Annotated in this window: 20 protein-coding genes; 11 read left to right on the plus strand and 9 right to left on the minus strand. The window is 74.6% G+C overall.

Annotated features, from left to right (window positions below; translation table 11 throughout):
• The first annotated feature begins 3 nt into the window (after positions 1–3).
• Together IE108_RS22590 and IE108_RS22595 are read left to right on the plus strand one after the other, a co-directional pair.
• A complete protein-coding gene (locus tag IE108_RS22590) occupies positions 4–801 on the plus strand; it encodes a TIGR04222 domain-containing membrane protein (protein WP_064730340.1) in 798 nt (265 codons plus the stop codon).
• Between the two features lie 136 nt (positions 802–937).
• Positions 938–2,521, plus strand: coding sequence for an alpha/beta hydrolase (locus IE108_RS22595; protein WP_064730339.1), 1,584 nt, complete (start codon positions 938–940; stop codon positions 2,519–2,521).
• Here IE108_RS22595 and hemQ read toward each other — a convergent pair whose 3' ends face one another.
• Together hemQ and hemG are read right to left on the minus strand one after the other, a co-directional pair.
• On the minus strand, positions 2,522–3,253 hold the full coding sequence (gene hemQ / locus IE108_RS22600; protein ID WP_064730338.1) for a hydrogen peroxide-dependent heme synthase: 732 nt from the start codon (positions 3,251–3,253) through the stop codon (positions 2,522–2,524). It lies immediately after the preceding gene.
• Positions 3,254–3,258: 5 nt separating this feature from the next.
• Complete coding sequence (gene hemG / locus IE108_RS22605) at positions 3,259–4,707, minus strand: protoporphyrinogen oxidase (protein ID WP_064730337.1); 1,449 nt, start codon at positions 4,705–4,707, stop codon at positions 3,259–3,261.
• A gap of 218 nt (positions 4,708–4,925) precedes the next feature.
• Here hemG and IE108_RS22610 point away from each other — a divergent pair, with 218 nt between their 5' ends.
• Positions 4,926–5,816 (plus strand): DUF4349 domain-containing protein, encoded by an 891-nt coding sequence (locus tag IE108_RS22610; protein WP_079163696.1) that lies wholly within the window; start codon positions 4,926–4,928, stop codon positions 5,814–5,816.
• Between the two features lie 27 nt (positions 5,817–5,843).
• Complete coding sequence (locus IE108_RS22615) at positions 5,844–7,244, plus strand: FAD-dependent oxidoreductase (RefSeq protein ID WP_064730335.1); 1,401 nt, start codon at positions 5,844–5,846, stop codon at positions 7,242–7,244.
• A gap of 16 nt (positions 7,245–7,260) precedes the next feature.
• Here IE108_RS22615 and IE108_RS22620 read toward each other — a convergent pair whose 3' ends face one another.
• The 6 genes from IE108_RS22620 to IE108_RS22645 all read right to left on the minus strand — a co-directional run bounded on the left by IE108_RS22620 (position 7,261) and on the right by IE108_RS22645 (position 13,091).
• Positions 7,261–7,602, minus strand: a complete 342-nt coding sequence (locus IE108_RS22620) for a hypothetical protein (RefSeq protein WP_064730334.1) — start codon at positions 7,600–7,602, stop codon at positions 7,261–7,263.
• 114 nt (positions 7,603–7,716) lie between these two features.
• A complete protein-coding gene (locus IE108_RS22625; RefSeq protein WP_189397740.1) occupies positions 7,717–8,934 on the minus strand; it encodes an MFS transporter in 1,218 nt (405 codons plus the stop codon).
• The gene (locus IE108_RS22630) at positions 8,934–9,491 is read right to left on the minus strand and encodes a GNAT family N-acetyltransferase (protein WP_107420307.1); all 558 of its coding nucleotides are present in this window, start codon (positions 9,489–9,491) and stop codon (positions 8,934–8,936) included. The genes IE108_RS22625 and IE108_RS22630 overlap by 1 nt, the downstream gene beginning before the upstream one ends.
• Positions 9,488–10,705: a type III PLP-dependent enzyme gene (locus IE108_RS22635; RefSeq protein WP_064732009.1), complete on the minus strand. Its 1,218-nt coding sequence runs from the start codon at positions 10,703–10,705 to the stop codon at positions 9,488–9,490. Before IE108_RS22635 ends, IE108_RS22630 begins: the two co-directional genes overlap by 4 nt.
• Positions 10,702–12,027 (minus strand): DUF6271 family protein, encoded by a 1,326-nt coding sequence (locus IE108_RS22640; RefSeq protein ID WP_064730333.1) that lies wholly within the window; start codon positions 12,025–12,027, stop codon positions 10,702–10,704. The genes IE108_RS22635 and IE108_RS22640 overlap by 4 nt, the downstream gene beginning before the upstream one ends.
• Positions 12,009–13,091 carry a phytanoyl-CoA dioxygenase family protein gene (locus IE108_RS22645; RefSeq protein ID WP_064730332.1) on the minus strand — a complete coding sequence of 361 codons (1,083 nt, stop codon included), beginning with the start codon at positions 13,089–13,091 and terminating at the stop codon, positions 12,009–12,011. The genes IE108_RS22640 and IE108_RS22645 overlap by 19 nt, the downstream gene beginning before the upstream one ends.
• A gap of 489 nt (positions 13,092–13,580) precedes the next feature.
• Between IE108_RS22645 and IE108_RS22650 the strand changes: the two genes are divergently transcribed.
• On the plus strand, positions 13,581–15,116 hold the full coding sequence (locus tag IE108_RS22650; RefSeq protein WP_064730331.1) for a glycoside hydrolase family 3 protein: 1,536 nt from the start codon (positions 13,581–13,583) through the stop codon (positions 15,114–15,116).
• Between the two features lie 177 nt (positions 15,117–15,293).
• Positions 15,294–16,388 (plus strand): hypothetical protein, encoded by a 1,095-nt coding sequence (locus IE108_RS22655; protein WP_064730330.1) that lies wholly within the window; start codon positions 15,294–15,296, stop codon positions 16,386–16,388.
• A gap of 22 nt (positions 16,389–16,410) precedes the next feature.
• On the opposite strand, the gene hemE is transcribed toward IE108_RS22655, so the two are convergent.
• A complete protein-coding gene (hemE, locus tag IE108_RS22660) occupies positions 16,411–17,478 on the minus strand; it encodes a uroporphyrinogen decarboxylase (protein WP_064730329.1) in 1,068 nt (355 codons plus the stop codon).
• Positions 17,479–17,629: 151 nt separating this feature from the next.
• Here hemE and IE108_RS22665 point away from each other — a divergent pair, with 151 nt between their 5' ends.
• From IE108_RS22665 to IE108_RS22685, 5 genes are all read left to right on the plus strand, one after another.
• Positions 17,630–18,307, plus strand: coding sequence for a DUF3000 domain-containing protein (locus tag IE108_RS22665; RefSeq protein ID WP_079163694.1), 678 nt, complete (start codon positions 17,630–17,632; stop codon positions 18,305–18,307).
• A gap of 290 nt (positions 18,308–18,597) precedes the next feature.
• Entirely contained in the window at positions 18,598–19,260 is a 663-nt protein-coding gene (locus IE108_RS22670; RefSeq protein ID WP_059298226.1) for a helix-turn-helix transcriptional regulator, read from the plus strand.
• A 95-nt stretch (positions 19,261–19,355) separates the two neighbouring features.
• Positions 19,356–20,648, plus strand: coding sequence for a ribonuclease D (locus IE108_RS22675; RefSeq protein WP_079163693.1), 1,293 nt, complete (start codon positions 19,356–19,358; stop codon positions 20,646–20,648).
• Positions 20,649–20,797: 149 nt separating this feature from the next.
• Positions 20,798–22,015 (plus strand): thiolase family protein, encoded by a 1,218-nt coding sequence (locus IE108_RS22680; RefSeq protein ID WP_064730326.1) that lies wholly within the window; start codon positions 20,798–20,800, stop codon positions 22,013–22,015.
• Entirely contained in the window at positions 22,012–24,141 is a 2,130-nt protein-coding gene (locus tag IE108_RS22685; protein WP_064730325.1) for a 3-hydroxyacyl-CoA dehydrogenase NAD-binding domain-containing protein, read from the plus strand. Before IE108_RS22680 ends, IE108_RS22685 begins: the two co-directional genes overlap by 4 nt.
• Positions 24,142–24,218 lie beyond the last annotated feature (77 nt).

The raw sequence follows: 24,218 nt of genomic DNA on the forward strand, positions 1-24,218 counted from the left end.
GGCATGTTCTGGGTCCTTTTCCTCCTGTCGGCCTGGGCCGTCGCCGGCCTCGCGTGCCTGCGGCTGTGCCTGGCCGCCGTCCGCGCGGCGGCCGTCGACCCGCGTGCCCCCGCGCGGGAGCACGCGCTGACGCTCTACGAGGCGGCGTTCCTGTCCGGCGGCCCGCGGCGGGTGGCGGACCTGACGCTGGTCTCGATGGCCCGCCAGCGCCGGCTGCTGCTCGCGCACACGGGGTGGGCGACGGTGGTGGACCCCTGCGGCCGGGACGACATGGAGCGGTCGGTCATAGGAGCGATAGGACCCGAGGGGCAGTCCCGCATAGCCCCGGTCCGGGCCGCCGCCGCCACCGCCGACGCGGTGCGCGGCCTGGCCGACCGGCTGGTCGGCGCGGGGCTCGCCGTCCCGGACGACGGCGCCGGCGGCGTGGCGGCCGGGGTGCGCCGGGTGCGGGTCGCCGCGGCGGCCGTGTGCGGGCTGGCGGCGGCCGCCCTGGCCCTGCCGCTGCCGGCCCACGAGCCGCGCGCGCTGATCGCCCTGTGGTTCGCCCTGCCGCTCGCCCTGACCCTGGGCTGCCTCGCCATCACGCGGATGGAGATCCACCCGTACTCCCGCTGGGCCTCCCCGGCGGGGCAGCGGCTGATCGGCACCCTCGTCCAGCACGCCGACGGCACCGCCGACGAGCGCACCTACCTCACCTCCGTCGCCGTGCGCGGCGTGCACGCGGTCGGCGAACCGGACCTGCGGGCCGCCTTCGCCCACCGGGAGGCCTACCTCGACGGGTACCGGGAGCGCGGGATCTGACCCGCCGCCCCGCGAACCCGCGCGCGGGGGGCGTGCGGAGGCACTCGGCGCCGACACCCGGGGCCGGTCCTTGCCCTGCCCGGCGGGCGAACCAACCATCCCTTGTGTCACTCCCGTGCCACCGAAGGGATACGCGATGCGAGCTGCCGCCCTCTACTCGGCCGCCGGGTCCTTGCTGCTGACCACCCTCGCCACGACCGGCCCCGTCCACGCGGCGCCGACCGCCCCGGGTGCCGCCGAGGCGCGCGGCACCGCGGTGGCCGCGGGGCGCGCGGCGGCGGCCGGGGTCAAGTTCGGCAGGTGCCCCAAGGCGGAGGAGCTGCCGGGCGGCATGCGCTGCGGCACGGTCGGCGTCCCCCTGGACTACGCGCACCCGGACGGGAAGCAGCTCCGGCTCACCGTCAGCCGGATCCGGGCCACCCGCAAGGACCCCGGCGACGCAGGGCGCACGGTGCCCCGGCAGGGCGCGCTCCTCTACAACCCGGGCGGTCCGGGGGGCTCGGGCCTGTACTTCCCGATGGTGGGCCTGGTGCCCGAGTGGAAGCGGATCGCGGCGGCCTACGACCTCGTCGGGTACGCCCCGCGCGGGGTCGCCCCCTCCGCGCCGCTGTCCTGCCAGGACCCCGGCGACTTCTTCAAGGGGCCGCGCCCGGCGCCGGCACGGCCCTCCGACGCCTTCAAGAGGGAGCGCGCCGCCGAGGCCGAGGCGTACGCGCGGGGCTGCGCCGACCGCGCCGGAGCCACGCTGCGGCACTACCACTCCCTCAACAACGCCCGCGACCTGGAGGTCGTCCGCGCGGCGCTGGGCGAAAAGCGGCTGACGTTCATGGGCGCGTCGTACGGCACCTACCTGGGGGCCCTGTACGCGGAGCTGTTCCCGTCCCGTGTGCGGCGGATGGTGTTCGACTCGGTGGTGAACCCGGACCCCGAGCTGGTGTGGTACCGCAACAACCTCGAACAGTCGGAGGCTTTCGAGGACCGCTGGGACGACTTCAAGGAGTGGATCGCGCAGCACGACGCCGTGTACGGGCTGGGCGACACGCCGAGGCGGGTGCAGAACAGCTACGAGGAGGCGAGCGCGCGCCTCGCGGCGGAGCCGGCCGGCGGGACGGTGGGGCCCGCGCAGTTGCAGGGCGCGTTCCTGCGGGCCGGGTACTACGACGACTTCTGGCCGCACCGCGCGCAGGCGCTGTCGGCCTATCTGAAGGGCGATCCGCAGCCGCTGGTCGACCAGGCGGGGACGCGGACCGAGGAGGGCGCTAAGGGCGCGGAGAACGCCAACGCCGTGTACACCGCGGTCGAGTGCAACGACGCGCCCTGGCCGGCCGACTTCCGGGTCTGGGACCGGGACAACACGCGGCTGGCGCGCCGGGCGCCCTTCGAGACCTGGGACAACGTGTGGACCAACCTGCCGTGCGCCTACTGGCGGGTGCCCCGGCAGCGGCCCCTCGACGTGCGCACCGGGCCGGGCGAGCTGCCGCCGACGCTGATCCTGGCCGCCGAGCGGGACGCGGCCACGCCCTACGAGGGCGCGCTGGAGCTGCGGCGGAGGCTGTCGGGCTCGGTCCTGGTGACCGAGCGGGACGCGGGCACGCACGGCATCGCGGGCGGCCCGAACTCCTGCGTCAACGGCCACCTGGAGGCGTATCTGCTGGCGGGCCGGCTCCCGGCGCGGGACGCGTCGTGCGCCCCGCGCCCGGAGCCCCGGCCGGCGGACTGATCAGGCCAGCCCGGCCACCAGCTCGGCGACGTCCTTGCGGCGCCCCGTGTAGAACGGGACCTCCTCGCGGACGTGCATGCGGGCCTCGGAGGCGCGCAGGTGACGCATGAGGTCGACGATGCGGTACAGCTCGTCGGCCTCGAAGGCGAGGATCCACTCGTAGTCGCCGAGCGAGAAGGAGGCGACCGTGTTGGCGCGCACGTCCGGGTAGCCGCGGGCCATCTTGCCGTGGTCGGCGAGCATGCGGCGGCGGTCCTCGTCGGGCAGCAGGTACCAGTCGTAGGAGCGCACGAACGGGTAGACGCTGATGTAGTCGCGGGGCGTCTCGTCGGCGAGGAAGGCCGGAATGTGCGAGCGGTTGAACTCGGCGGGGCGGTGCAGCGCCATGTTCGACCACACCGGCTCCAGCGCGCGGCCCAGCTGCGTGCGGCGGAAGAGGTTGTACGCCTCCTGGAGCTGGTCGGCGGTTTCCGCGTGCCACCAGATCATGAGGTCCGCGTCGGCGCGCAGACCGGACAGGTCGTACGTGCCGCGCACGGTCACGTCCTTGGCGGCGAGCTGGTCGAACAGCTCCTGGACCTCGTCGGCGTACCCGGCGCGGTCCTCGGGGAGCGCGTCCTTGAGCTTGAAGACGGACCAGAGGGTGTAGCGGATGACCTCGTTCAGGTCCTTGGCCAGCTTGCCCTTGTTGGGGATCCGCTCGGCGGCGGGGGTGGAGGCGTCGTCACTCATGGTCCCTATTCTCCCGCCCCGCCGAACCGGCCGGGCACCGGGTGCCCCGTGAGCCGGTCGGCGGCCGCGTGGGCGCTCGCGATGCTCGCCGGGATGCCGACGCCGTCGTACGCCGCGCCGCACACCGCGAGGCCCGGGAGCTTCGCGACGTGCGCGCGGACGCGGGCCACGCGCGCGTGGTGGCCGACGGGGTACTGGGGCAGGCCGTCCTGCCAGCGGGTGACCCGGGTGGCGACGGGCTCGGCGGTCAGTCCGGTGGCTTCGGCCAGGTCGTGCCGGGAGGCGGCGACGAGGGCGGCGTCGTCGCGGCCGAGGATCTCGGTCTCGCCGTAGCGCCCGACGGAGGTGCGCAGGACGACCAGGCCGGGGTCGTCGCCGGCGATCCAGCCCCACTTGCGGGAGGCGAAGGTGGACGCCTTGATGGTGTGTCCGTCGACCGGCGGTACGAGGAATCCGCTGCCCTCGGGCAGGGCGGCGGCGTCCGAGCCGCGGTAGGCCAGGGTGATCAGGGCCATCGAGGCGTACTCCACCGCGGCCAGCTCCGCGGCGGCGGCGGGGGCCTCGGCGCGCAGCAGACCGGCGGCGGGGCCGGCGGGCAGGGCGACGACGACGGCGTCGGCCTGCAGCTCCCGGCCGCCGGCGACGAGGCGCCAGCCCTCGGGCGCGGTGCGGCGCAGCTCCGTGACGGGCTCGCCGGTGAGGATCTCGCCGCCCCGCGCGCGGACCGAGTCGGCGACGGCGAGGGGGAGGGTGCCGACGCCGCCCTCGATGCCCATGAACACCGGGCCGCTCGGCGGGGAGGTCGCGGTCCGCCCCTGGAGGGCGCGCACCGCCTCGGTGAGGGAGGTGTGGTCGCGGGCGGCCTCGAAGAGCTGGGGCACGGCGGAGCGCAGCGAGATCCGGTAGGCGTCGCCCGCGTAGACCCCGCCTAGTAGGGGTTCGACGAGGCGGTCGACGACCTCGCGGCCGAGGCGGGCGGCGACGTACTCCCCCACCGCGACGTCGTCGCCGACGTCGGTGCGGGGCAGGTCGGCGTCGCGCCCGATGCGGGCGAGGCCCTCCTCGGAGAGGACGCCGGCCAGGGCGGCGGCGGTGCCGGGGACGCCCATGACGTGGCCCTTGGGCATGGGGCGCAGCACGCCGCGGGTCCACAGGGAGGCCGACGCGGTGGCCGGCGGCTGGAGCCGGCCGGCGAGACCGACGGCGCGGGCCAGGCCGACGGCCTCGGGCCGGCGGGCCAGCATCGACTCGGCGCCGAGGTCGACGCGGACACCGGCGATCTCCCCGGGCAGCAGCTTGCCGCCGACGCGGTCGGACGCCTCCAGCACGGTCACCCGGGCGCCGTTCTCCAGCAGCCGGTGGGCGGCGGCCAGTCCGGCGATGCCGGCTCCGATTACGACGACGTGTCCCGGGTCCGCGGGAGCCGGCCCCGCGGGGGTCTCGCTTGCGCACATGGGCCCAGCGTCTCAGACCGCCCCCAACGAGGCCGACGCCGGGCCGGGGTCGTGTCCGGGGCGCGCGAGTCCGTACCGTGACCTGTTCGGGACCGTTCCGCGCCGACCCGCGGGCCGGTCCCCGCGTCGTAGGAGCGTCAGTCCTGCCGACGATCCCGGGGGTCCCTGTGCGCACATCATCCTTCCCACGACCGCTTCCGGCGCTTGCCGCCGTCCTGATGGCCGGGGCTCTCGCGCTGACCGGATGCAGCTCCGGGGGCGGTGACTCCGGCGCGGACAGCGCGGCCGGCGCGGCCAAGGAGGCCGCTCCCCCGGCGGCCGACGACCGGCCGGGCGCGGCGGGCGGCGAGGCCTCCGGTGCCAGGGCGACCGCGCCGCCGAAGGCCGCCGCGACCCACATCATCCGCACCGCCGCGCTGACCGTCCAGGTCGAGGACGTGCCGAAGGCCCTGGCCGAGGCCCGCGCCACCGTCGAGAACGCGGGCGGCTACGTGGGCGACGAGGACACCAGCCGGGACGAGGACGGCCGCGAACGCACCCGGCTGGAGCTGCGCGTGCCCGTCGACGCCTACCAGGACGTCCTCGACGGCCTGGAGGGTGCCGGGAAGCTGCTGCACCGGGGCGCGAAGGCGCAGGACGTCACCGACCAGGTCGTCGACGTGGAGAGCCGGATCAAGTCGCAGCGGGCCAGCGTGGCCCGGGTGCGGGAGCTGATGGACCGGGCGACGAAGCTGAGCGACGTGGTGACGCTGGAGGGCGAGCTGAGTTCCCGGCAGACCGAACTGGAGGCGCTGCTGGCCCAGCAGGCTTCCCTGAAGGACCGCACCAGCCTGGCCACCATCACCCTCTCCCTGTCCGAGACGCCGGCCGACGAGGCCGCCGAGGACGACGACCCCGGGTTCACGGACGCGCTGGCCGCCGGCTGGGACGCCTTCGTGACGATGCTGCGCTGGCTGGCGGTGGCCCTCGGCGCGGTGCTGCCGTTCGCCGTCGTGGCGGCGCTGCTGGTGCTGGTGTGGCTGCGGGTGGTGCGGCCCAGGCTGCCGCGCCGTACGGCACCGGTGGCGGCCCCCGTGGCGCGCGGGGAGGAGCCGGGCGCGCGGGACTGAAATGCCCCGTCCGCGTAGCGTGTTCGCATGAACATGAGTGCTGCGGGCGGTACGAGAGAGCGACTGGTCGTGATCGGCGGTGACGCCGCGGGGATGTCCGCGGCGTCGCAGGCCCGTCGGCTGAGGGGCCCGGACGAACTGGAGATCGTGGCGTTCGAGCGCGGCCACTTCAGCTCGTACTCGGCGTGCGGCATCCCCTACTGGGTCGGCGGCGACGTGGCCGGCCGGGACGAGCTGATCGCCCGCACGCCCGAGGAGCACCGCGCCCGGGACATCGACCTGCGGATGCGCACCGAGGTCACCCAGATCGACGTGGCCGGCCGGCGGGTGCGCGCGCGAGACCTCGATTCCGGGGCGGAGTCCTGGACGCCGTACGACAAGCTCGTGATCGCCACCGGTGCGCGGCCGATCCGCCCCGAGCTGCCGGGCGTCGACGCGCCCGGCGTGCACGGGGTGCAGACCCTGGACGACGGTCAGGCGCTGCTCGACACGCTCACCGGCACCCGTGGCCGGCGCGCGGTGGTCGTCGGTGCCGGGTACATCGGCGTGGAGATGGCCGAGGCGCTGATCAACCGCGGCTACGAGGTGACGGTCGTCAACCGCGGCCGGGAGCCGATGTCGACGCTGGACCCGGACATGGGCCGCATGGTGCACGAGGCCATGGAGGGCCTCGGCATCACCATGGTGAACGACGCCGAGGTCACCAAGGTGCTCACCGGGGACGACGGCCGGGTCCGGGCGGTGGCCACCGAGGACGCCGAGTACCCGGCGGACGTGGTGGTGCTCGGCATCGGCGTGCGCCCCGAGACCGCGCTCGCCCGGGCCGCGGGGCTGCCGCTCGGCGAGCACGGCGGGCTGCTCACCGACCTCGGCATGCGGGTCCGGGGGCACGAGGACATCTGGGCGGGCGGGGACTGCGTGGAGGTGCTCGACCTGGTCTCCGGGCAGCGGCGGCACATCCCGCTGGGCACGCACGCCAACAAGCACGGCCAGGTCATCGGCACCAACGCGGGCGGGGGTTACGCCACCTTCCCCGGCGTGGTGGGCACGGCGGTCAGCAAGGTCTGCGACCTGGAGATCGCGCGCACCGGACTGCGCGAGAAGGACGCGCTGCGGGCGGGGCTGCGGTTCGTGACCGCGACGATCGAGTCCACCAGCCGCGCCGGGTACTACCCCGACTCCTCCCCCATGACCGTGAAGATGCTGGCCGAGCGGCGCACCGGGCGGCTGCTCGGCGTGCAGATCGTCGGCCGCGAGGGCGCGGGCAAGCGCGTCGACATCGCCGCGGTGGCCCTCACGGCCGGGATGACGGTGGACCGGATGACGGCCCTGGACCTGGGGTACGCGCCGCCCTTCTCCCCGGTGTGGGACCCCGTCCTGGTCGCCGCGCGCAAGACCGCGCGGGTGGTGGAGGAGCAGCGCGGCTGACTCCGGCGCCGCGGGGCTAGGCGGTGCCGTTGATCCGGTCGATGGCCTGTCGGGCCTGTTCGGCCGGGGGCCGGGCGGGCAGTGACGACACCGAGGCCGGGGCGGCTGCCGACGCGGACACCGCGGGCGGCTGTTCACCGGCCGGCCTGGCGTGTGTCGCCGCGGGACGCGCGGAGCGCAGCCGGTGGCTGACCGCCTCGTCCAGCGTCACCGGACGCTGCATCTGCGCGGCCAGCCGCCCGGCCTCCTGGCCGAGCCTGGCCACGTCCTCCCAGGGCAGGCGCAGCACGAGGGCGACCTCGGCCTCCCCGTCGGGCAGGGCGTGCATCGCCGGCGCCGGTGTGAGCCGTTCGTTCATCGCCTGATCCTCACGTCGTCCCCGCGTCCGCCTTCCCCGGGCCGCGGGCGGTTGTGAGGGCATACGTACACGCGGCCGGGGGCGTTCAAGGGGCGGGCGGGGCAGGGCGCTCGGTCAGGCGGGGGTGGCGGCCTCGTCCGGCACGGCCGGTGCCGGGGTCCAGCGGATGCGGGTGCTGCACAGGGCGACGGCGCCCGCGGACGCGGCGACGGCGCCCATGCCCCAGGCGAGGCTGCTCGCGCCGGCGATGAAGCCGATGAGCGGCGGTCCGGCGAGCAGGCCGGTGGTGCCCATGGCGGCGACCAGGGTCAGCGCGTCCGAGCCCTGGCGGGCGGCGGCGGCGTAGACGCAGGGGGTCACCGCGGCGATGCCGAGGCCCATGCAGGCGAAGCCCGCGAGGGCCGGGGCGACACCGCCGCTGACCAGGGCGAGGGCGAGGCCGGTGGCGGCGACCGCGCTGCCCAGCAGCACGACCCGGCCGTCGCCCCAGCGGGCCCGCCAGCCGTCGGCGAAGAGGCGGGCGACGACCATCATCCCGGAGACCACCGCGATGCCCAGCGGGGCCAGTTCGGCCGACGCCTCGGCGACGTCCTCGAGGTAGAGGGCGGACCAGTCGTTCATGGCGCCCTCGGCGACCGTGCCGAAGACCATGGCGCAGCACATCCACAGGGTCAGGGTGGAGGGGAGGGTCCAGCGGCGGCGGACCGGCTTCTCGCCGGCTGCTTCCGTGCCGGCGACGCCGGCCGCGGCCGCCGGGGCCTCGTCGTCGAGGAGCCCCGTCCGGGCCAAGGCGCCCAGGGCGGCGAGGAGGGCGACGGCCACGCCGAAGTGCGCGGCGACGGAGCCGGTCGCGGCGGTCATGCCGGAGGCGAGCAGGGCGGCGAGCAGCGATCCAGCGGAGAAGGTCGCGTGGAGCTTCGCCATGGTGTTGCGTTCGTGCCGTGTCTCCAGGGCGGAGCCCTGCGCGTTCATGGCGACGTTCAGGCAGCCGACCAGGACGCCGTCGGCGCACATCACGAGCAGGGCCACCGGGTAGTTGGGGGCCGCCGCGAGCGCGAGCAGCAGCAGGGCGAGGCCGAGCTGGGAGAGGAGGCCGAGCCGCCGCGAGCCGAGGCGGCGCATCAGCCACGCCACCGCCGGGAAGGACACCGCCGCGCCGACCCCGGCGGCCATCAGGAGCACCCCCACCTCGGCCGCGCTCAGGTCCAGGTCGGCCTTGATCGCCGGGATCCGGGCGGCCCAGGTGGCGTACTGGAAGCCGAGGGAGAGGAACAGCGCGGCGATCGCCAACTGGCCGCGCAGGAAGGGGTCGTGGAGACGGGACACGCGCATCAGCTCACTTCGCGCAGGGACGGTGCCGGGGAGTGGGACGGACCGGCGGAGTGGGCCGGGACCGGCTTGGACATGTAGACGGCCGCGCCGCCGTAGGCGCCCTCGGGCACCACCCCCGGTTCGGCCGTGAAGCCGCGCGCCGACCAGAACCGCTCGGTGCCGCCCACGGCGACCAGGGAGATTCGCTCGTCGCCGCGGCTGCGGGCGGTGCCGGTCAGGTGGTGCAGGAGGTGGCGGGCCAGCCCCCTGCGGCGCAGGCCCGGCGCCACGACGATGTCGTGCAGGTGGAGGTTGCCGGCCGGGAACGCCGTCGCGGCCTCCTCCGCCCGTGCCAGGTCGGGGTAGCGGTGCGGCGGGTACGGCAGGGCCAGGAGGTACCCGGCGGTGCGGGCGCCGACGTCCACGACGAAGCAGGTGTCCGGCGACGCGGCGGCCCGTGACTCCAGCGCGGCCCGGCCCTCCGAGAGGCCGAGCCCGGTGTAGGCGTCCCGCTCCAGCGCGACGACGGCGTCCCAGTCCCGGTCGGCGAGGGGACGTACGCGCACGGTGTCGGTCATCGGCGCCGGCCCTCTCCGGCGCGGTCCGCCCAGGTGTGCGGGAGCGGGGCGAAGCCGTTGAAGCCCACGGTCGTGTAGCTGGTCGCGTAGGCGCCCGAGGAGAGGATCCAGACCGGGTCGCCCGAGGCCAGGGCCGCCGGGACGGGCACCAGTCCCTCCTCGTGGGAGTAGGCGTCGTCGCTGTCGCAGGTGGGTCCGGCGACGACGGCGCGAACGGTGGGGCCGCCGGAGTGGGTCGGGAAGACGAGCCTGTACTGGAGGCCGTCCATCTCGTAGAGGCCGTTGAACTTGCCGCAGCTCAGGTAGAGCCAGTGCCGCCGTTCGCCGTCGGCTCCCCGGCGCTCGGTGAGGCGGGCGACGTGCGCGCGGATGGCGCCGTGGTCGGCGACGAGGTGGCGGCCGGGTTCGATGACGAAGTCCAGCGGTCCGCCGTGGATCCGCCGGAGTTCGTCGGTGCCCTCCCGGATCACCGCGAAGATCTTGTCCAGGGGTGGGTCGAGGGGGGTGCCGCGCCGGTCGCGGTAGCCGAGGGCGGGCAGTCCGCCGCCGAGGTTGACGTGGTCGACGCGGATGCCGCGCCGGTCCAGGCGGCGCAGGACCTCGCCCAGGTCCTCGACGGCGGCGTGCCAGGCCTCGCCGGTCATCTGCTGGGAGCCGACGTGCACGGACAGGCCGGCCGGGACCAGGCCCGCGTCCCGCGCGTGCTCCATGACGCGGACGGCGTCGTCGGGCGAGCAGCCGAACTTGTCGCTGAGTCCCCACACGGCGCCCGTGCCCGCGGTCGCCACCCGGCAGAAGACGCGGGCGCCCGGGGCGTGGACGGCCAGCGCGGCGACGTCCTGGACGCTGTCGGTGGCGAAGGTGCGGATGCCGAGCCGGTGGGCGTCGGCGATGTTCCGGTCGGACTTCACGGTGTTGCCGTAGTGGATCCGGGCGACCGGCACCCCGGCCCGCAGCGCCTGCTCGACCTCGCCGGGGCCGGCCGCGTCGGCGCCCGCCCCGCGCCGGGCGAGGGCGGTGAGCACCTCGTCGAGCGGGCAGGCCTTCATCGCGAACCGCACCTCGACGCCGGGCAGTTCCCGGCGCAGGGTGTCGTGCCGCTCCTCGATGCCGGCCAGGTCGTAGACGATCCGGTCCTCGGTGGCGGCGGCGAGCGCGGCGGCCAGGGGCGCGCCGAGGAGCGCGCCCGGCGCGGGGCCGGCGACGGCGCTCACCGCGACGCCGCCGGCGGCCGGACCGGGGGCGTGGTCTTGGCGGCGGCGACCAGCCCCTGCCATGCCTCGGTCAGCAGGGCGAAGTCCGCCATGTCGCCGCGCGCCTCGTCGAGGAGCCGTTCGCGCCGGCCGGCCAGCAGGTCGGCGAAGTCGGCGTACGGGCCGCCCAGGCGCCGGTAGGCGGTGTCGAGGGCGTCGAGCCTGCGGACGTTCTCCGCGGTGTCCAGGCCGGTGCTCTCGCGGGCGAGGGCGGCCACGGCGGCGGGGCGGGCCCGGCCGTGCTCGTCCAGGAGCGTGTCGCCGGCCTCGGCCATGCGGTCGTAGACGAAGTGGAAGTACAGCATCGACAGCAGGAACTTGGCGAAGCGGGTCTGGTAGGCGAGGAAGCCCGGGCCGGTCCGCCGTTCACCGGTGTAGTAGTTGACGATGTGGCGGTTGTGCAGCACGCCGGGCAGCCGGGCGTCGTGCACGAGGTGGATGAGGAAGTAGTCGCTGCCGATGGTGTCGCGGGCGGGCGGCAGCGGTACGCGCTCGCCGACCGTCTCGCCGTGGAAGGCGATGTTGCACATGTCGACCCGCATCGGGTCCACCACGGTCAGCAGCGAGTGGTCCGCCGTGAAGGGCTCGGTGCCGGCGCCCGCGAAGGACTCCTCGACCAGGTCCCGTTTCCGCTCCGGGGTCCAGTCCTCCGGCGCCCACAGGGAGACCACGTCGTGGTAGACGCCGGGGTCTGCGTCGCGTATCCGGGCGATGTCGACGGAGAGTTCGCCCACGAAGGAGCCACCCACCATGGCGACCCGCCGCTCGCGCGGGCCGTCGGCGAGGTCGGACTCGGTGACGCCGGGCTCCGCGTCGGCGGCGCGCCTGCCGAGGGACAGCAGCTCGTGGTGGACGGGGAAGACGGTGTCGCCGTCCACGCTCTGGTAGCGGCTGTCGGAGTCCCTGCGGTGGACGGACTCGCAGCCGAGGGCCGCCGCGACCAGGAAGGCGCGGTTGGTGCAGGCGCCGTAGGACACGCCGTCGGGCAGCATGAGGTCGAGGAGCAGCTCGGGCTTGGCGCTGCCGGAGCGTGCCGTGACCCGCTCCAGGAAGTCGCGCTGGACGTCCTCGTCGAGGTGGTGGGCCGTGATCCGGGGGTGCGGGGCCAGTCGCCGCAGGGCCTCGGCGTGGGCGGCGCGGTCCTCGGGCGCGCTGGAGTCCAGGACCAGGAGGTGCACGTCGACGTCGAAGTGGTCGGCCGCGTACGCCGCCTCCTCGCCGAGTGCCGCGATGGTGTCCGGGCAGTGCCGGTTGGTGGGGAGGGTCAGGCAGATGCTGCGCATGCCGCGTCCCCGGTGGACTCGTCGCTCGCCCGGTCCGTGCCGGCGTCGCCGCCGTGCCAGGACGTCAGGCCCAGCAGCTTCGCGCCGAGTTCGGTCAGTTCGGCGGCCCCGTAGCGCTCGGACTCGTGGCGGTGGGCGTCGCCGAGGAGGGTGGCGTTCCAGTCGGGCGTGGTGAGGTTGCGCCAGGAGTCGACGCGGGAGTCGCGCAGCCGGCGGTGGCTCTCCAGCGCGGGCATCATCGAGAGGTACTGGACGGCGCGCACGCCGTCGCCGGAGACGTTGGGCGCCACTCCGTGGGCGAGCAGGCCGTTCCAGATGAGCAGGTCGCCGGCCTCCAGGTCGGGCCGTACGACGGGCATGTCCTCGCGGTCGATCGCGGGCCTGATCGGGTCGCGGCCCTCGGGCTGGAGCGCCTTCCAGCGGTCGAAGCGGCGGAACAGCTCGGGGCAGCACTGGAAGCCGCCGTGGTCGGGCTTGGTGTCGTTGAGGGCGATGATGCCCTGCACCCGCTGCGGCAGGACGCCGAGGGTGGTGTCGACGTCCCAGTGCAGCTCGATGTCGAAGCCGCGGTCGGGCTTGTCGATGAGGGCGCGGTCGCGGTTGCCGGTGTTGGGCGGGTTGAGGTTGAGCCGGTCCAGGGTGACCCACAGCTCCTCGCAGTCCCACACGTCCACGAAGGCGTCGTACACCCGCTGGGCCTGCCTGCTGTCCCAGATGAGCTGGTGCTGGTAGGCCTCGACGAAGCCGTAGATGTGCAGTTCGCGGTCGAGGTCGGAGCGGAACTCGCGCTCCTGGTACCAGGTGTCGGGGCGGTCCGGGTCGAGGCCCTGGAACTCCCAGGCGAAGTCGAGCAGCCGGCGCGCGGACGAGGCGGGTATCGCCTCCTTGACCACGACGTAGCCGTACGTCTGCCAGTGCGCGAAGTCGTCCTCGGAGAGCACCCGCAGCGGGCGGGTCTTCTCCAGGTCGCGCAGCTGGGTGCGGGCCAGGTAGGTGTCGGCGTCCGCGCTGAAGTAGGGGATGTCCGACGGGGCTCGGTGGAGAAAGGAATCGGGCGTCGCCATGTGGTGCTCCAGATCCTCGCCGTCGCACCGTGCGGGCAACGGCGGTGTGTGCGACGGAGGTCGGGCCGTCGCACATGAGGTCGGTGGGGGCAGCGGGGCCCGCTCGCGTCCGGAGGGCGGAGCGGGGCGACGAGGGCGGCTCGGACGGACGGGGCTCGCCCGGTTCAGGGGGTGGCCCGGTCCGCGCCCTCGTCCGGGATGGTCGTCTCGTCCGGGGTGGTCGTCACGGAAGTCGTCGTACGGGAGGCGTCGCGGGCGGTCTTCGCAGCCCGGCCGCGGCAGGAGCCCGGCGCGGAAACTGGTGTCCCATGTGTCCCTTGCCGAACTTGCGCCTCACAATGGACTAGACCAAGGGAGAGTGTCAACACCCGCTCCGACGAGGTCAGTTGTTACTTCCGAGTTCGGTGACAGCCCTCTTGACACGTCTGGTTAACCTGAACGCGCACCTCCTTGGTCTATACCAAGATTCGTCACCGAAAGGCGCGTCCGATGGCCTCCAGCAAGCACAACGGCGAGCTGCGCAGGCTCGCGCTCTCCGTCCTCCAGCCGGGTTTCGTCGGCACCGAGGCGCCCGACTGGGTGCTCCGCGACATCGGTGACGGCCTGGCCTCGGTGGTGCTCTTCTCGCGGAACATCGTCTCCGCCGAGCAGGTCGCCCGGCTCACCGCGCGGCTGCGCGCGGAGAACCCGGACCTGATCGTCGCGATCGACGAGGAGGCGGGCGACGTCACCCGCATCGAGTCGGCCACCGGATCGTCCCGGCCCGGCAACCTCGCGCTCGGCACGGTCGACGACCCGGAGCTGACCGAGGCCGTCGCCGCCGACCTGGGCCGGGAGTTGCGCGCCGCCGGGGTGAGCCTGGACTACGCGCCGAGCGCGGACGTCAACTCCAACCCGGACAACCCGATCATCGGCGTGCGCTCCTTCGGCTCCGGCCCCGACGTGGTCTCCCGGCACACCGCCGCGTGGGTCCGGGGCCTCCAGTCCTCCGGCGTCGCCGCCTGCGCCAAGCACTTCCCCGGCCACGGGGACGTCGCCGTCGACTCGCACCACGACCTGCCGGCCTACGGCGCCGGACGGGACGAGATCGCGGCCCAGGCGCTGCCCCCGTTCCGGGCGGCCCTCGCGGCCGGGGTGCGCGCGGTGATGAGCGGCCACCTGCTCGTACCCGCCTACGACCCCGACCTGCCGGCCACCCTCAGCCGGACCATCCTGCGGGACCTGCTCCGCGGCGAACTGGGCTTCGACGGACTGGTGGTGAGCGACGCCATCGAGATGGGCGCCGTCACCCGCCGGTACGGCATCGACGGAGCGACCGTGAAGGCCGTGGCCGCCGGGGTGGACGCGATCTGCGTGGGCGGCGAGAGCGCCGAGGAGGCCACCACCGAGCTGCTGGTGAAGGCGCTGGCCGCCGCGGTCGCCGCCGGTGAGCTGCCCGAGGAGCGGCTGGCCGAGGCGGCGGGCCGGGTAAGGGAGTTCGCCGGCTGGTCGGCGGCGCTGCGGGCGACGGCGGAGGATGCCGGGGGCGCGGCGGGCGGCAGCGACGCGGCGGCCGACGGGATCGGCCACCTCGCCGCCCGCCGCGCCGTCCGGGTGACCGGGGCGGCACGCGAGGCGCTGCCGCTGACCGCCGCCCCGCACGTCGTCGAGCTGGCCCCGGTGACCAACATGGCGATCGGCAGCGAGACCCCGTGGGGAGTGGCCGCCCCGCTGCGCGAGCGGCTGCCCGGGACGACGTCGGTGCGGCTGCGCGCCGAGGAGCTGCGCGAGGGACCGGCCGTGCTGGAGGAGCGCGCGCTCGCACCCGCCGTGGGACGCCCCCTGGTGGTCGTCGCCCGCGACGCCGCCCGGCACCCCTGGATGAGCCGGGCGGTGACCGGCCTGACCAGCGCCCGCCCCGACGCGATCGTGGTCGAGATGGGCCTGCCGGGCACCACCACCGGCGGGACGGCCCACGTCTTCACCCACGGCGCGAGCGCGGCGTCCGGGACGGCCGCCGCCGAGATCCTCACCGGTCCACGGTGACGGGACCCCACACCGCGCCGCCGTCGAAGGGCCGTTGAAGCAGCGGGCGCCGCCCCCGTACCACCGGACGGCGGCCCGCGCCCGGCCCGGGGCACCGACGTGCACGGGCGATCCGCTCGCCGGTCCCGCTGCCGTCCTCGCCCCGCCCCCCCCGAAGCCCGCGAGAAGGACCCGAGGATGACACCGCACCGTTCCGGCCCCCGCCTGTCCACCGTGATCATGGCCCACCCGCGGCGGCGGGCGGCGGCCGAGGTACTGGGCGAGGCGCATCCCGCCCTCGCCGCGCGGGTCGTCACCGACCCGGAACCGCTGGGCCCGCCGTCGGCGCTGCGGACCGCCCGCCTGGCCTGGCGGTCCGTCTCCCCCGACGCCACCCACCACCTGGTGCTCCAGGACGACGCCGTGCTCTCCCCGGACTTCGCGGACACCGTCGCCGCGCTGGCCGCCGCCCGGCCGCGGGACGCCATCAGCCTCTTCACCGAGTGGGGTTCGCGCACCGCCAACGCGGTCCGGGCCGCGGCGCTGCTCGGCCACGCCTGGGCTCCCGTGGTCGACGACTACCTGCCGTCCGTCGCGCTGGTGCTGCCCGCCTCGCTGGCCCGGGGGTTCGAGGAGTACGCCGCCGCGAAGGCCGCACCCGACGCGACCGACGACGTCACCCTGCTCGACTACCTCCACGACGTCGACCGCGTCGTCCCGGTGGCCGGCCCGGTCGACCACGCCAACCCGCCCAGCCTCGTCGGCAACGACGTGATGGGCCCGCGCAGCGCCGCCTGCCTCGCCCCGGCCGGCGATCCCGGCGGCACCGTGCTGCCCGCGATGCGCGCGGTGCCGTACTTCTGCTGGTGGGAGCAGCTGGCCGTGGTCCACCTGCGCGACCCGGCGAGCCCCGGCGGCTGGCGCCGGGTGCCGGCCGAGGAGGCGCTGCTGGAGCGGGGCATCGGGCGCGAGCGGGTCGTCGCGGCGCTGCGCCGGGCGCTGGAGGGCGTTCCGCACCGGGAGTTGATCCACGAGCGGGTCAGCGACGTGCTGCTCGCCGAGGTGTGGACCACCGCCTACGCCCTGGGCGTGGTGACCCGCGACCTCGGCGGCTTCCCGGACCTCGCGCGTCCCGCGGCCCGGCAGGCGCTGGCCACGCTGGCGCCGGGGGCGCTGCGCCGGGTCGTGCCGGTGCGCCGGCTTGCGGCTGCGGGCGAGCTGCTGTTCCCGCTGGTCGCCGCGGCCGTACTGGAGGGCGCGGCGGACGCGGAGACGGCGGTGAGCCCTTCCTGAACGCCGTCGGGCGGGCGGGGGGTCAGCGGGCGGTGCGCGTGTGGACGTACTCCACGAGGCGGGTCAGCGCGTCGGGGTCGGTGGTGGGCAGGACGCCGTGGCCCAGGTTGAAGACGTGGCCCTCCAGGCCCGCCGCCGCCTCCAGGACCTCGGCCGCCTTCGCCTCCACGGCCTGCGGGGTGGAGAAGAGGACGGCGGGGTCCAGATTGCCCTGGAGCGCCTTGCCGGGGCCGACCCGGCGGGCCGCCTCGTCCATCGGCACGCGCCAGTCGACGCCGACGACGTCCGCGCCGGCCTCGCCCATCGGCCCGAGCAGTTCGCCGGTGCCGACGCCGAAGTGGATGCGCGGCACGCCGTACCCGGCGACCGCGTCGAAGACCTTGCGGGAGGCGGGCAGCACCGAGCGGCGGTAGTCCGCGGGCGAGAGGGCGCCCACCCAGGAGTCGAAGAGCTGCACGGCGCTCGCGCCCGCCTCGATCTGCACCTTCAGGAACGCGGCGGTGATGCCGGAGAGCCGGTCCAGGAGGTCGGCCCACAGCTGCGGGTCGCCGTACATGAGGGCCTTGGTGTGCTCGTGGTTGCGGGACGGGCCGCCCTCCACGAGGTAGCTCGCGAGGGTGAACGGGGCCCCGGCGAAGCCGATCAGCGGGGTGGCGCCCAGCTCGCGGGTGAGCAGGCCGATGGCCTCGCTGACGTAGGTGACGTCCTCGGGGGTCAGCTCGCGCAGCCGGTCCAGGTCCGCGCGGGTGCGGATCGGGTTCTCCACGACGGGGCCGACGCCCGGCTTGATGTCGAGGTCGATGCCGATGGCCTTCAGCGGGACCACGATGTCGCTGAAGTAGATGGCGGCGTCCACGCCGTGCCGGCGGACCGGCTGGAGCGTGATCTCGGTGACCAGTTCCGGCCGCATGCAGGACTCGAGCATCGGGATGCCCTCGCGCACCTTCAGGTACTCCGGCAGCGAGCGCCCGGCCTGCCGCATGAACCACACCGGCGTGTGCGGCACCGGCTCGCGCCGGCAGGCCCGGAGGAACGCGGAGTCGTACGTGGCGGTCGGCTGCTGGCCCGCGGGGCCCTGGTTGGCACTCACACCCGCAAGTCTCCCACGGCCCGGACGGGCTCCCGGACCGCGGGTGGGGCGGCTCCCGCGCACCCTCGCGGTACCGCGTGATCCGGACATCGCGCCCGCACGCGGGTGTCCCTCCCTGCAGCCGGGCGCCGTTCCCCTTAATGTTCCCCGCATGGCTGCGGCTCAGGGACGACTGTCGGACGGCGCTGGCGGAATGGACGAGGCGAAGGGAGCCGAGGGGGAGGCCCGGGACAAGGGGAGTACGGCACCGCCGGCCTTCACGGCCGCCGTCGACGCCCTGCGGGTCGCGCGGCTGCGGCCGCAGATCGAGGTGGAGCCGACGCGCGCGCCGCAGCGGCTCGCCCCGCACGCGTACGCGCTGGAGGCCGCCGTCGTCGACGGCGACGAGGACCTGGCGGACGGCCGGCTGGTGCTGCTGCACGACCCGGCCGGGCACGACGCCTGGCGGGGCACCTTCCGCCTGGTGACCCTGGTCCGCGCCGAGCTGGAGCCCGAGATGGCCGCGGACCCGCTGCTGCCCGACGTGTGCTGGTCCTGGCTGACCGGCGCGCTCCAGGCCCGCGGGCTGACGTACGGGGAGCCCAGCGGCACCGTCACGCGCGCCGGTTCCCACTACTTCGGGGGCCTCTCGGCGCGCCCGCCGGCCTCGCAGATCGAGATCAGGGCGTCCTGGACGCCGCGCGAGGGCCGGGGCGGCGTACCGGACACCGCGGCGCACCTCGCCTCGTGGTGCGATCTGCTGGCCCAGGTCGCCGGCCTGCCGCCGGCCGCGCCCGGCGACGCGTCGGTCGTGACGCTGCCGCAGCGCCGCGACCCGCAGGCGCGCTGACCCGGCCCTTCCCCGCACCGCTTCACCCAGGGGGTCACGCATGCCCGGAGGAGGTTCCGTCACTTTGTCGACACGGCCACTTTCGGCCGCGTATCGACAAAGTGCGAAACCGTTCGATCTTCGAATGATCGACCGCGTGTCCGAATTGCTCGGATTGTTACTCACCAGATCGTGATCATTCTCTAAAGGCGAACGGGTTCGGTGCCGAAGACGACTGTGACCTTGAAAGCACGGTTCGTCCCGCCTTCACCCCCACGAGCCGGCCCCGTCCCCGCCCCCCAGGAGGCCTGGTGTCCGTTCTCCTCGAGCAGCCTGCAAGCCTGGTCGCCTACCGCCCGAACAAGCCGACCGCCATGGTGGTCGTGGCCGACCAGCGCGTCCGTTCCACCGTCACCCGCCACCTGTGGGCGCTCGGTGTGCGCGACGTCATCGAGGCCTCGTCCGTCGCGGAGGCTCGTCCCCGCATCGGCAACCCCCGCGACATCTGCGTCGCCGAAGTCCACCTCCCCGACGGCTCCGGCCTGACCCTGCTGTCGGAGACCCGCGCCGCGGGCTGGCCCAACGGCCTCGCCCTCTCCGCCGCCGACGACATCGGCGCCGTGCGCAACGCCCTCGCGGGCGGCGTCAAGGGCTACGTCGTCACCGGCACCCGCACCAACGTCGGGCTCCCCACCCGGCCCGGCGCCGCCCCCATCGGCGCCGCGGCGGCCCGCCTGCACCGCCGCCCCCCGGGTGCCCCGAGCCACCCGGGCGGCTACCGCGAACTCTCCGGCCGCGAGGTGGAGGTGCTGCGGCTGGTCGCGGAGGGCCAGTCGAACAAGGCGATCGGCGTCTCCATGGGCCTGTCCGCCCTGACCGTCAAGAGCCACCTCGCCCGCATCGCCCGCAAGCTCGGCACGGGCGACCGCGCCGGCATGGTCGCCGTGGCCCTGCGCACCGGCATCATCCACTGACCCCAGCCCCGGCCTGACCGGTTTACGACCCCCCGGCGCCCGCCGACGGAACGTTCCGTCGGCGGGCGCCGCCGATCCACCGATAGTCTTGACAGGTGACCGACGCCCACGAAACCGCAGCAGACCGCCCACTGCGAACCACCGGAGGCGCTCCTCCGGACGACGCCGGATCTTCTGCGAGTCAGGCGCCGACCCCCTTGCTCGAACCGCGCGAGGGCATTCCGCCGGTGATCGCCGACGCGGCCGCCCTCGCCGAGGTGACCGCCGCCTTCGCCGCCGGGCACGGCCCCGTCGCCGTGGACGCCGAGCGCGCCTCCGGGTACCGCTACGGACAGCGGGCGTACCTGGTGCAGCTGCGCCGCGAGGGCGCCGGGAGCGCGCTGATCGACCCGGTGGCATGCCCCGACCTGTCGGGCCTCGGCGCGGCGATCGCGGACGTGGAGTGGGTACTGCACGCGGCCACCCAGGACCTGCCGTGCCTGCGCGAAATAGGGATGGTGCCCACCCGCATCTTCGACACCGAGCTGGCCGGGCGGCTGGCCGGTTTCCCGCGGGTCGGTCTCGGCGCGATGGTGGAGAACGTCCTGGGCTTCGTCCTGGAGAAGGGCCACTCGGCCGTCGACTGGTCCACCCGCCCGCTGCCCGAGCCCTGGCTGCGCTACGCGGCGCTCGACGTCGAACTCCTCGTGGACCTGCGGGACGCGCTGGAGAAGGAGCTGGACCGGCAGGGCAAGCTGGAGTGGGCCCGGCAGGAGTTCGACGCGATCGCGTCCGCGCCGCCGCCCGAGCCGCGCAAGGACCCCTGGCGCCGCACCTCCGGCATGCACAAGGTGCGCCGGCGCCGTCAGCTGGCCGTCGTGCGGGAACTGTGGCAGGCACGGGACCGGATCGCGCAGCGCCGGGACGTCTCCCCCGGCAAGGTGCTCGGGGACGCGGCCATCGTCGAGGCGGCCCTCGCGCTGCCCGCCGACGCGCAGGCCCTGTCCGCGCTGAACGGCTTCGGACGGGTCAGCCGCCGCCAGCTGGAGCAGTGGCAGGCCTCGGTCGACCGGGCCAAGTCGCTCTCCGAGTCGCAGCTGCCGCAGCCCGGACAGCCGGTGACCGGTCCCCCGCCGCCGCGCGCGTGGGCCGACAAGGACCCCGCCGCCGCGGCCCGGCTGAGCGCGGCGCGCGCGGCGGTGACGGCGCTCGCCGAGCAGCTGTCGATGCCGCAGGAGAACCTGATCACGCCGGACACGGTGCGCCGGGTCTGCTGGGAGCCGCCCGCCGTGGCCGACGCGGCGTCGGTGGCGGCCGCCCTGGCCGGACACGGGGCCCGGCCCTGGCAGGTGGAGCAGGTGACGCCGGTCCTGGTCGCCGCGCTGACCGCGCCGGCCGACCCGCGCTGAGCCTCCGGGTGCCCCCGATGGTGTGACGTTCACCGCTCCCGCCGGGGGGACTGGGCAGCTACGTTACTCATAAGTAGCATGGGGCTGAGCGCGCGCTCAGTGCATGCGTGCCGCAGCAGTGCCACCCCGCACCCTGGAGGAGAGCCATCGTGCCTCGTACCGTCAGGGACGTCGTCTTCGTCGACGGCGTCCGCACCCCGTTCGGCAAGGCGGGCCCGAAGGGCGTCTACCACGAGACCCGCGCCGACGACCTGGTCGTGAAGGCGATCCGGGAGCTGCTGCGCCGCAACCCCGGCCTCGACCCGAAGAAGGTCGACGAGGTCGCCGTGGCCGCCACCACGCAGGTCGGCGACCAGGGCCTCACCATCGGCCGCATGGCCGGCATCCTCGCCGGGCTGCCCCAGTCGGTGCCCGGCTACGCCATCGACCGCATGTGCGCGGGCGCGCTGACGGCCGTCACCACCGTGGCCGGCTCCGTCGCCTTCGGCGCGTACGACGTCGCCATCGCGGGCGGTGTGGAGCACATGGGCCGCCACCCGATGGGCGAGGGCGCCGACCCCAACCCGCGGTTCGTCTCCGAGAAGCTGGTCGACGAGTCCGCCCTCTTCATGGGCATGACCGCGGAGAACCTGCACGACCGCTACCCGGGCATCACCAAGCAGCGCGCCGACGAGTACGCGGTGCGCTCGCAGGAGAAGGCCGCCAAGGCGTACGCCAACGGCCAGATCCAGGCCGACCTGGTGCCGGTCTCGGTGCGCCGCACGAACGCGGAGGCGGGCGAGACGGGCTGGGGCCTGGTCACCGCCGACGAGCCGATGCGTCCGGGCACCACCCTGGAGAACCTGGCGGGCCTGAAGACCCCGTTCCGCGTGCACGGCCGGGTCACCGCGGGCAACGCGGCCGGTCTGAACGACGGCGCCACCGCCTCGATCATCGCGAGCGAGGACTTCGCCCGCGAGCACGACCTGCCGGTCAAGATGCGCCTGGTCGCGTACTCCTTCGCGGGCGTCGAGCCGGAGGTCATGGGTTACGGCCCGATCCCGGCCACGGAGAAGGCCCTGGCCCAGGCCGGCCTGTCGATCGACGACATCGGCCTGTTCGAGATCAACGAGGCCTTCGCCGTCCAGGTCCTCGCCTTCCTGGAGCACTACGGCATCGCCGACGACGACGCGCGCGTGAACCAGTACGGCGGCGCCATCGCCTTCGGCCACCCGCTGGCCTCCTCCGGCGTGCGCCTGATGACGCAGCTGGCCCGCCAGTTCGAGGAGCAGCCGCACGTCCGCTACGGCCTGACCACCATGTGCGTCGGCTTCGGCATGGGCGCGACCGTCATCTGGGAGAACCCGCACTTCGAGGGGGACAAGTGAGCACCACCGCAGAGCTTCTGAAGGGTGCGGCCGAGCTGTTCCCCGGCGAGGTCGTCACCCAGGCGCACGTACGCCACTTCGACCTCCCCCTGGGCGCCGGGCGCTTCGCCCTGATCACCCTGGACAACGGCCACGACCACACCAAGCCGACCACGCTCGGCCCGCAGTCGCTGGCGAACATCGACGCCGCGATCGACCGGGTCGAGAAGGAGGCCGCGGACGGCGACATCGTCGGCGTCGGCGTCACCGGCAAGCCCTTCATCTTCGCCGTCGGCGCCGACCTCAAGGGCGTCGAGCTGCTGAAGCGGCACGAGGACGCGCTGGCCATCGGCAAGGGCGGCCACGACGTCCTCAAGCGGCTGTCGACGCTGGCCGTGCCGTCGTTCGCGTACTACAACGGCGCCTCCATGGGCGGCGGCGTGGAGATCGGCCTGCACTGCTCCTACCGGACGGTGTCCGCGGCCCTCCCCGCGTTCTCGCTCCCCGAGGTCTTCCTCGGCCTGGTCCCCGGCTGGGGCGGCTGCACCCTGCTGCCGAACCTGATCGGCGCGGAGAAGGCCGTCTCGGTGATCATCGAGAACAGCCTGAACCAGAACAAGCAGCTCAAGGGCGCCCAGGTGCACGAGCTGGGCATCGCGGACGCGATCTTCGAGGGCGCGGACTTCCTGGAGCAGTCGCTGATCTGGACGGCGGCCGTCCTCAAGGGCGAGATCGCGGTCGAGCGCCCGGCGATCGACCGCGGCGAGGCCTGGGACCAGGCCGTCGCGAAGGGCCGTTTCATCGCCGACGGCAAGGTGCACGGCGCCGCCCCGGCCGCCTACCGCGCCCTCGACATCATCGCCGACGCCAAGGACGGCGACCTCCAGCAGGGCTTCGACGCCGAGGACCGGGCGCTCGCCGACCTGATCATGGGCGGCGAACTGCGCTCCGGCATCTACGCCTTCAACCTGGTGCAGAAGCGCGGCAAGCGTCCCGCCGGCGCCCCGGACAAGTCGCTGGCCCGCCCGGTCACCAAGGTCGGCGTGGTCGGCGCCGGCCTGATGGCCTCCCAGCTCGCGCTGCTCTTCCTGCGCCGCCTGGAGGTCCCGGTCGTCCTCACCGACATCGACCAGGAGCGCGTCGACAAGGGTGTGGGCTACGTCCACGCCGAGATCGACAAGCTGCTCGGCAAGGGCCGGATCAACCAGGACAAGGCGAACAGGCTCAAGGCCCTGGTCACCGGCGTCCTGGACAAGGCCGAGGGCTTCGCGGACGCGGACTTCGTCATCGAGGCCGTCTTCGAGGAGATGGGCGTCAAGCAGAAGGTCTTCGCCGAGGTCGAGGCGGTCGCCCCGGCGCACGCGATCCTCGCGACGAACACCTCCTCCCTCTCCGTCTCGGAGATGGCGTCGAAGCTGAAGCACCCCGAGCGGGTCGTCGGCTTCCACTTCTTCAACCCGGTCGCGATCCTGCCGCTGCTGGAGATCGTCCGCGGCGAGCAGACCGACGAGGCCTCGCTGGCCACGGCGTTCGGCGTCGCGAAGAAGCTGAAGAAGACCGCGGTCCTCGTCAAGGACGCCCCGGCGTTCGTCGTGAACCGCATCCTGACCCGCTTCATGGGCGAGATCCAGAACGTCATCGACGAGGGCACGCCGGTGGCCGTCGCGGAGAAGGCGGTGGAGCCGCTCGGCCTGCCGATGTCCCCGCTGGTCCTGCTGGAGCTGGTCGGCCCGGCGATCGGCCTGCACGTCTCGGAGACCCTCAACGGGGCCTTCCCCGAGCGCTTCACGGTCTCCCCGAACCTCAAGGCGGTCGTCGAGGCCGGCAAGCGCGGCTTCTACGTCTACGACAGCGGCAAGCCCGAGCTGGACCCGGAGGTCGCCGCGCTCCTCAAGCAGGGCGACACCGTCCTGTCGGAGGAGCAGGTGCGGGCGCGGGTGCTGGACGCGGTCGCCCAGGAGATCGGCCTGATGCTCGACGAGGGCGTCGTCGCCGAGGCCCAGGACATCGACCTCTGCCTGATCACCGGCGCCGGCTGGCCCTTCCACCTGGGCGGCATCACGCCGTACCTGGACCGGGAGGGTGTGTCGGAGCGGGTGAACGGGAAGCGGTTCCTGGAGGCCGGGGTGGCCTCCGTTCCGGCGTAGCGTTCCCCGCGCACCCGCCGACGGGCCGTACGGGATCATCCTGTACGGCCCGTCGGCCGTCCGGGCGGACCCGTGGT

The sequence above is a fragment of the Streptomyces parvulus genome (assembly GCF_014648855.1).
In the GTDB taxonomy this organism is placed as follows: domain Bacteria; phylum Actinomycetota; class Actinomycetes; order Streptomycetales; family Streptomycetaceae; genus Streptomyces; species Streptomyces parvulus.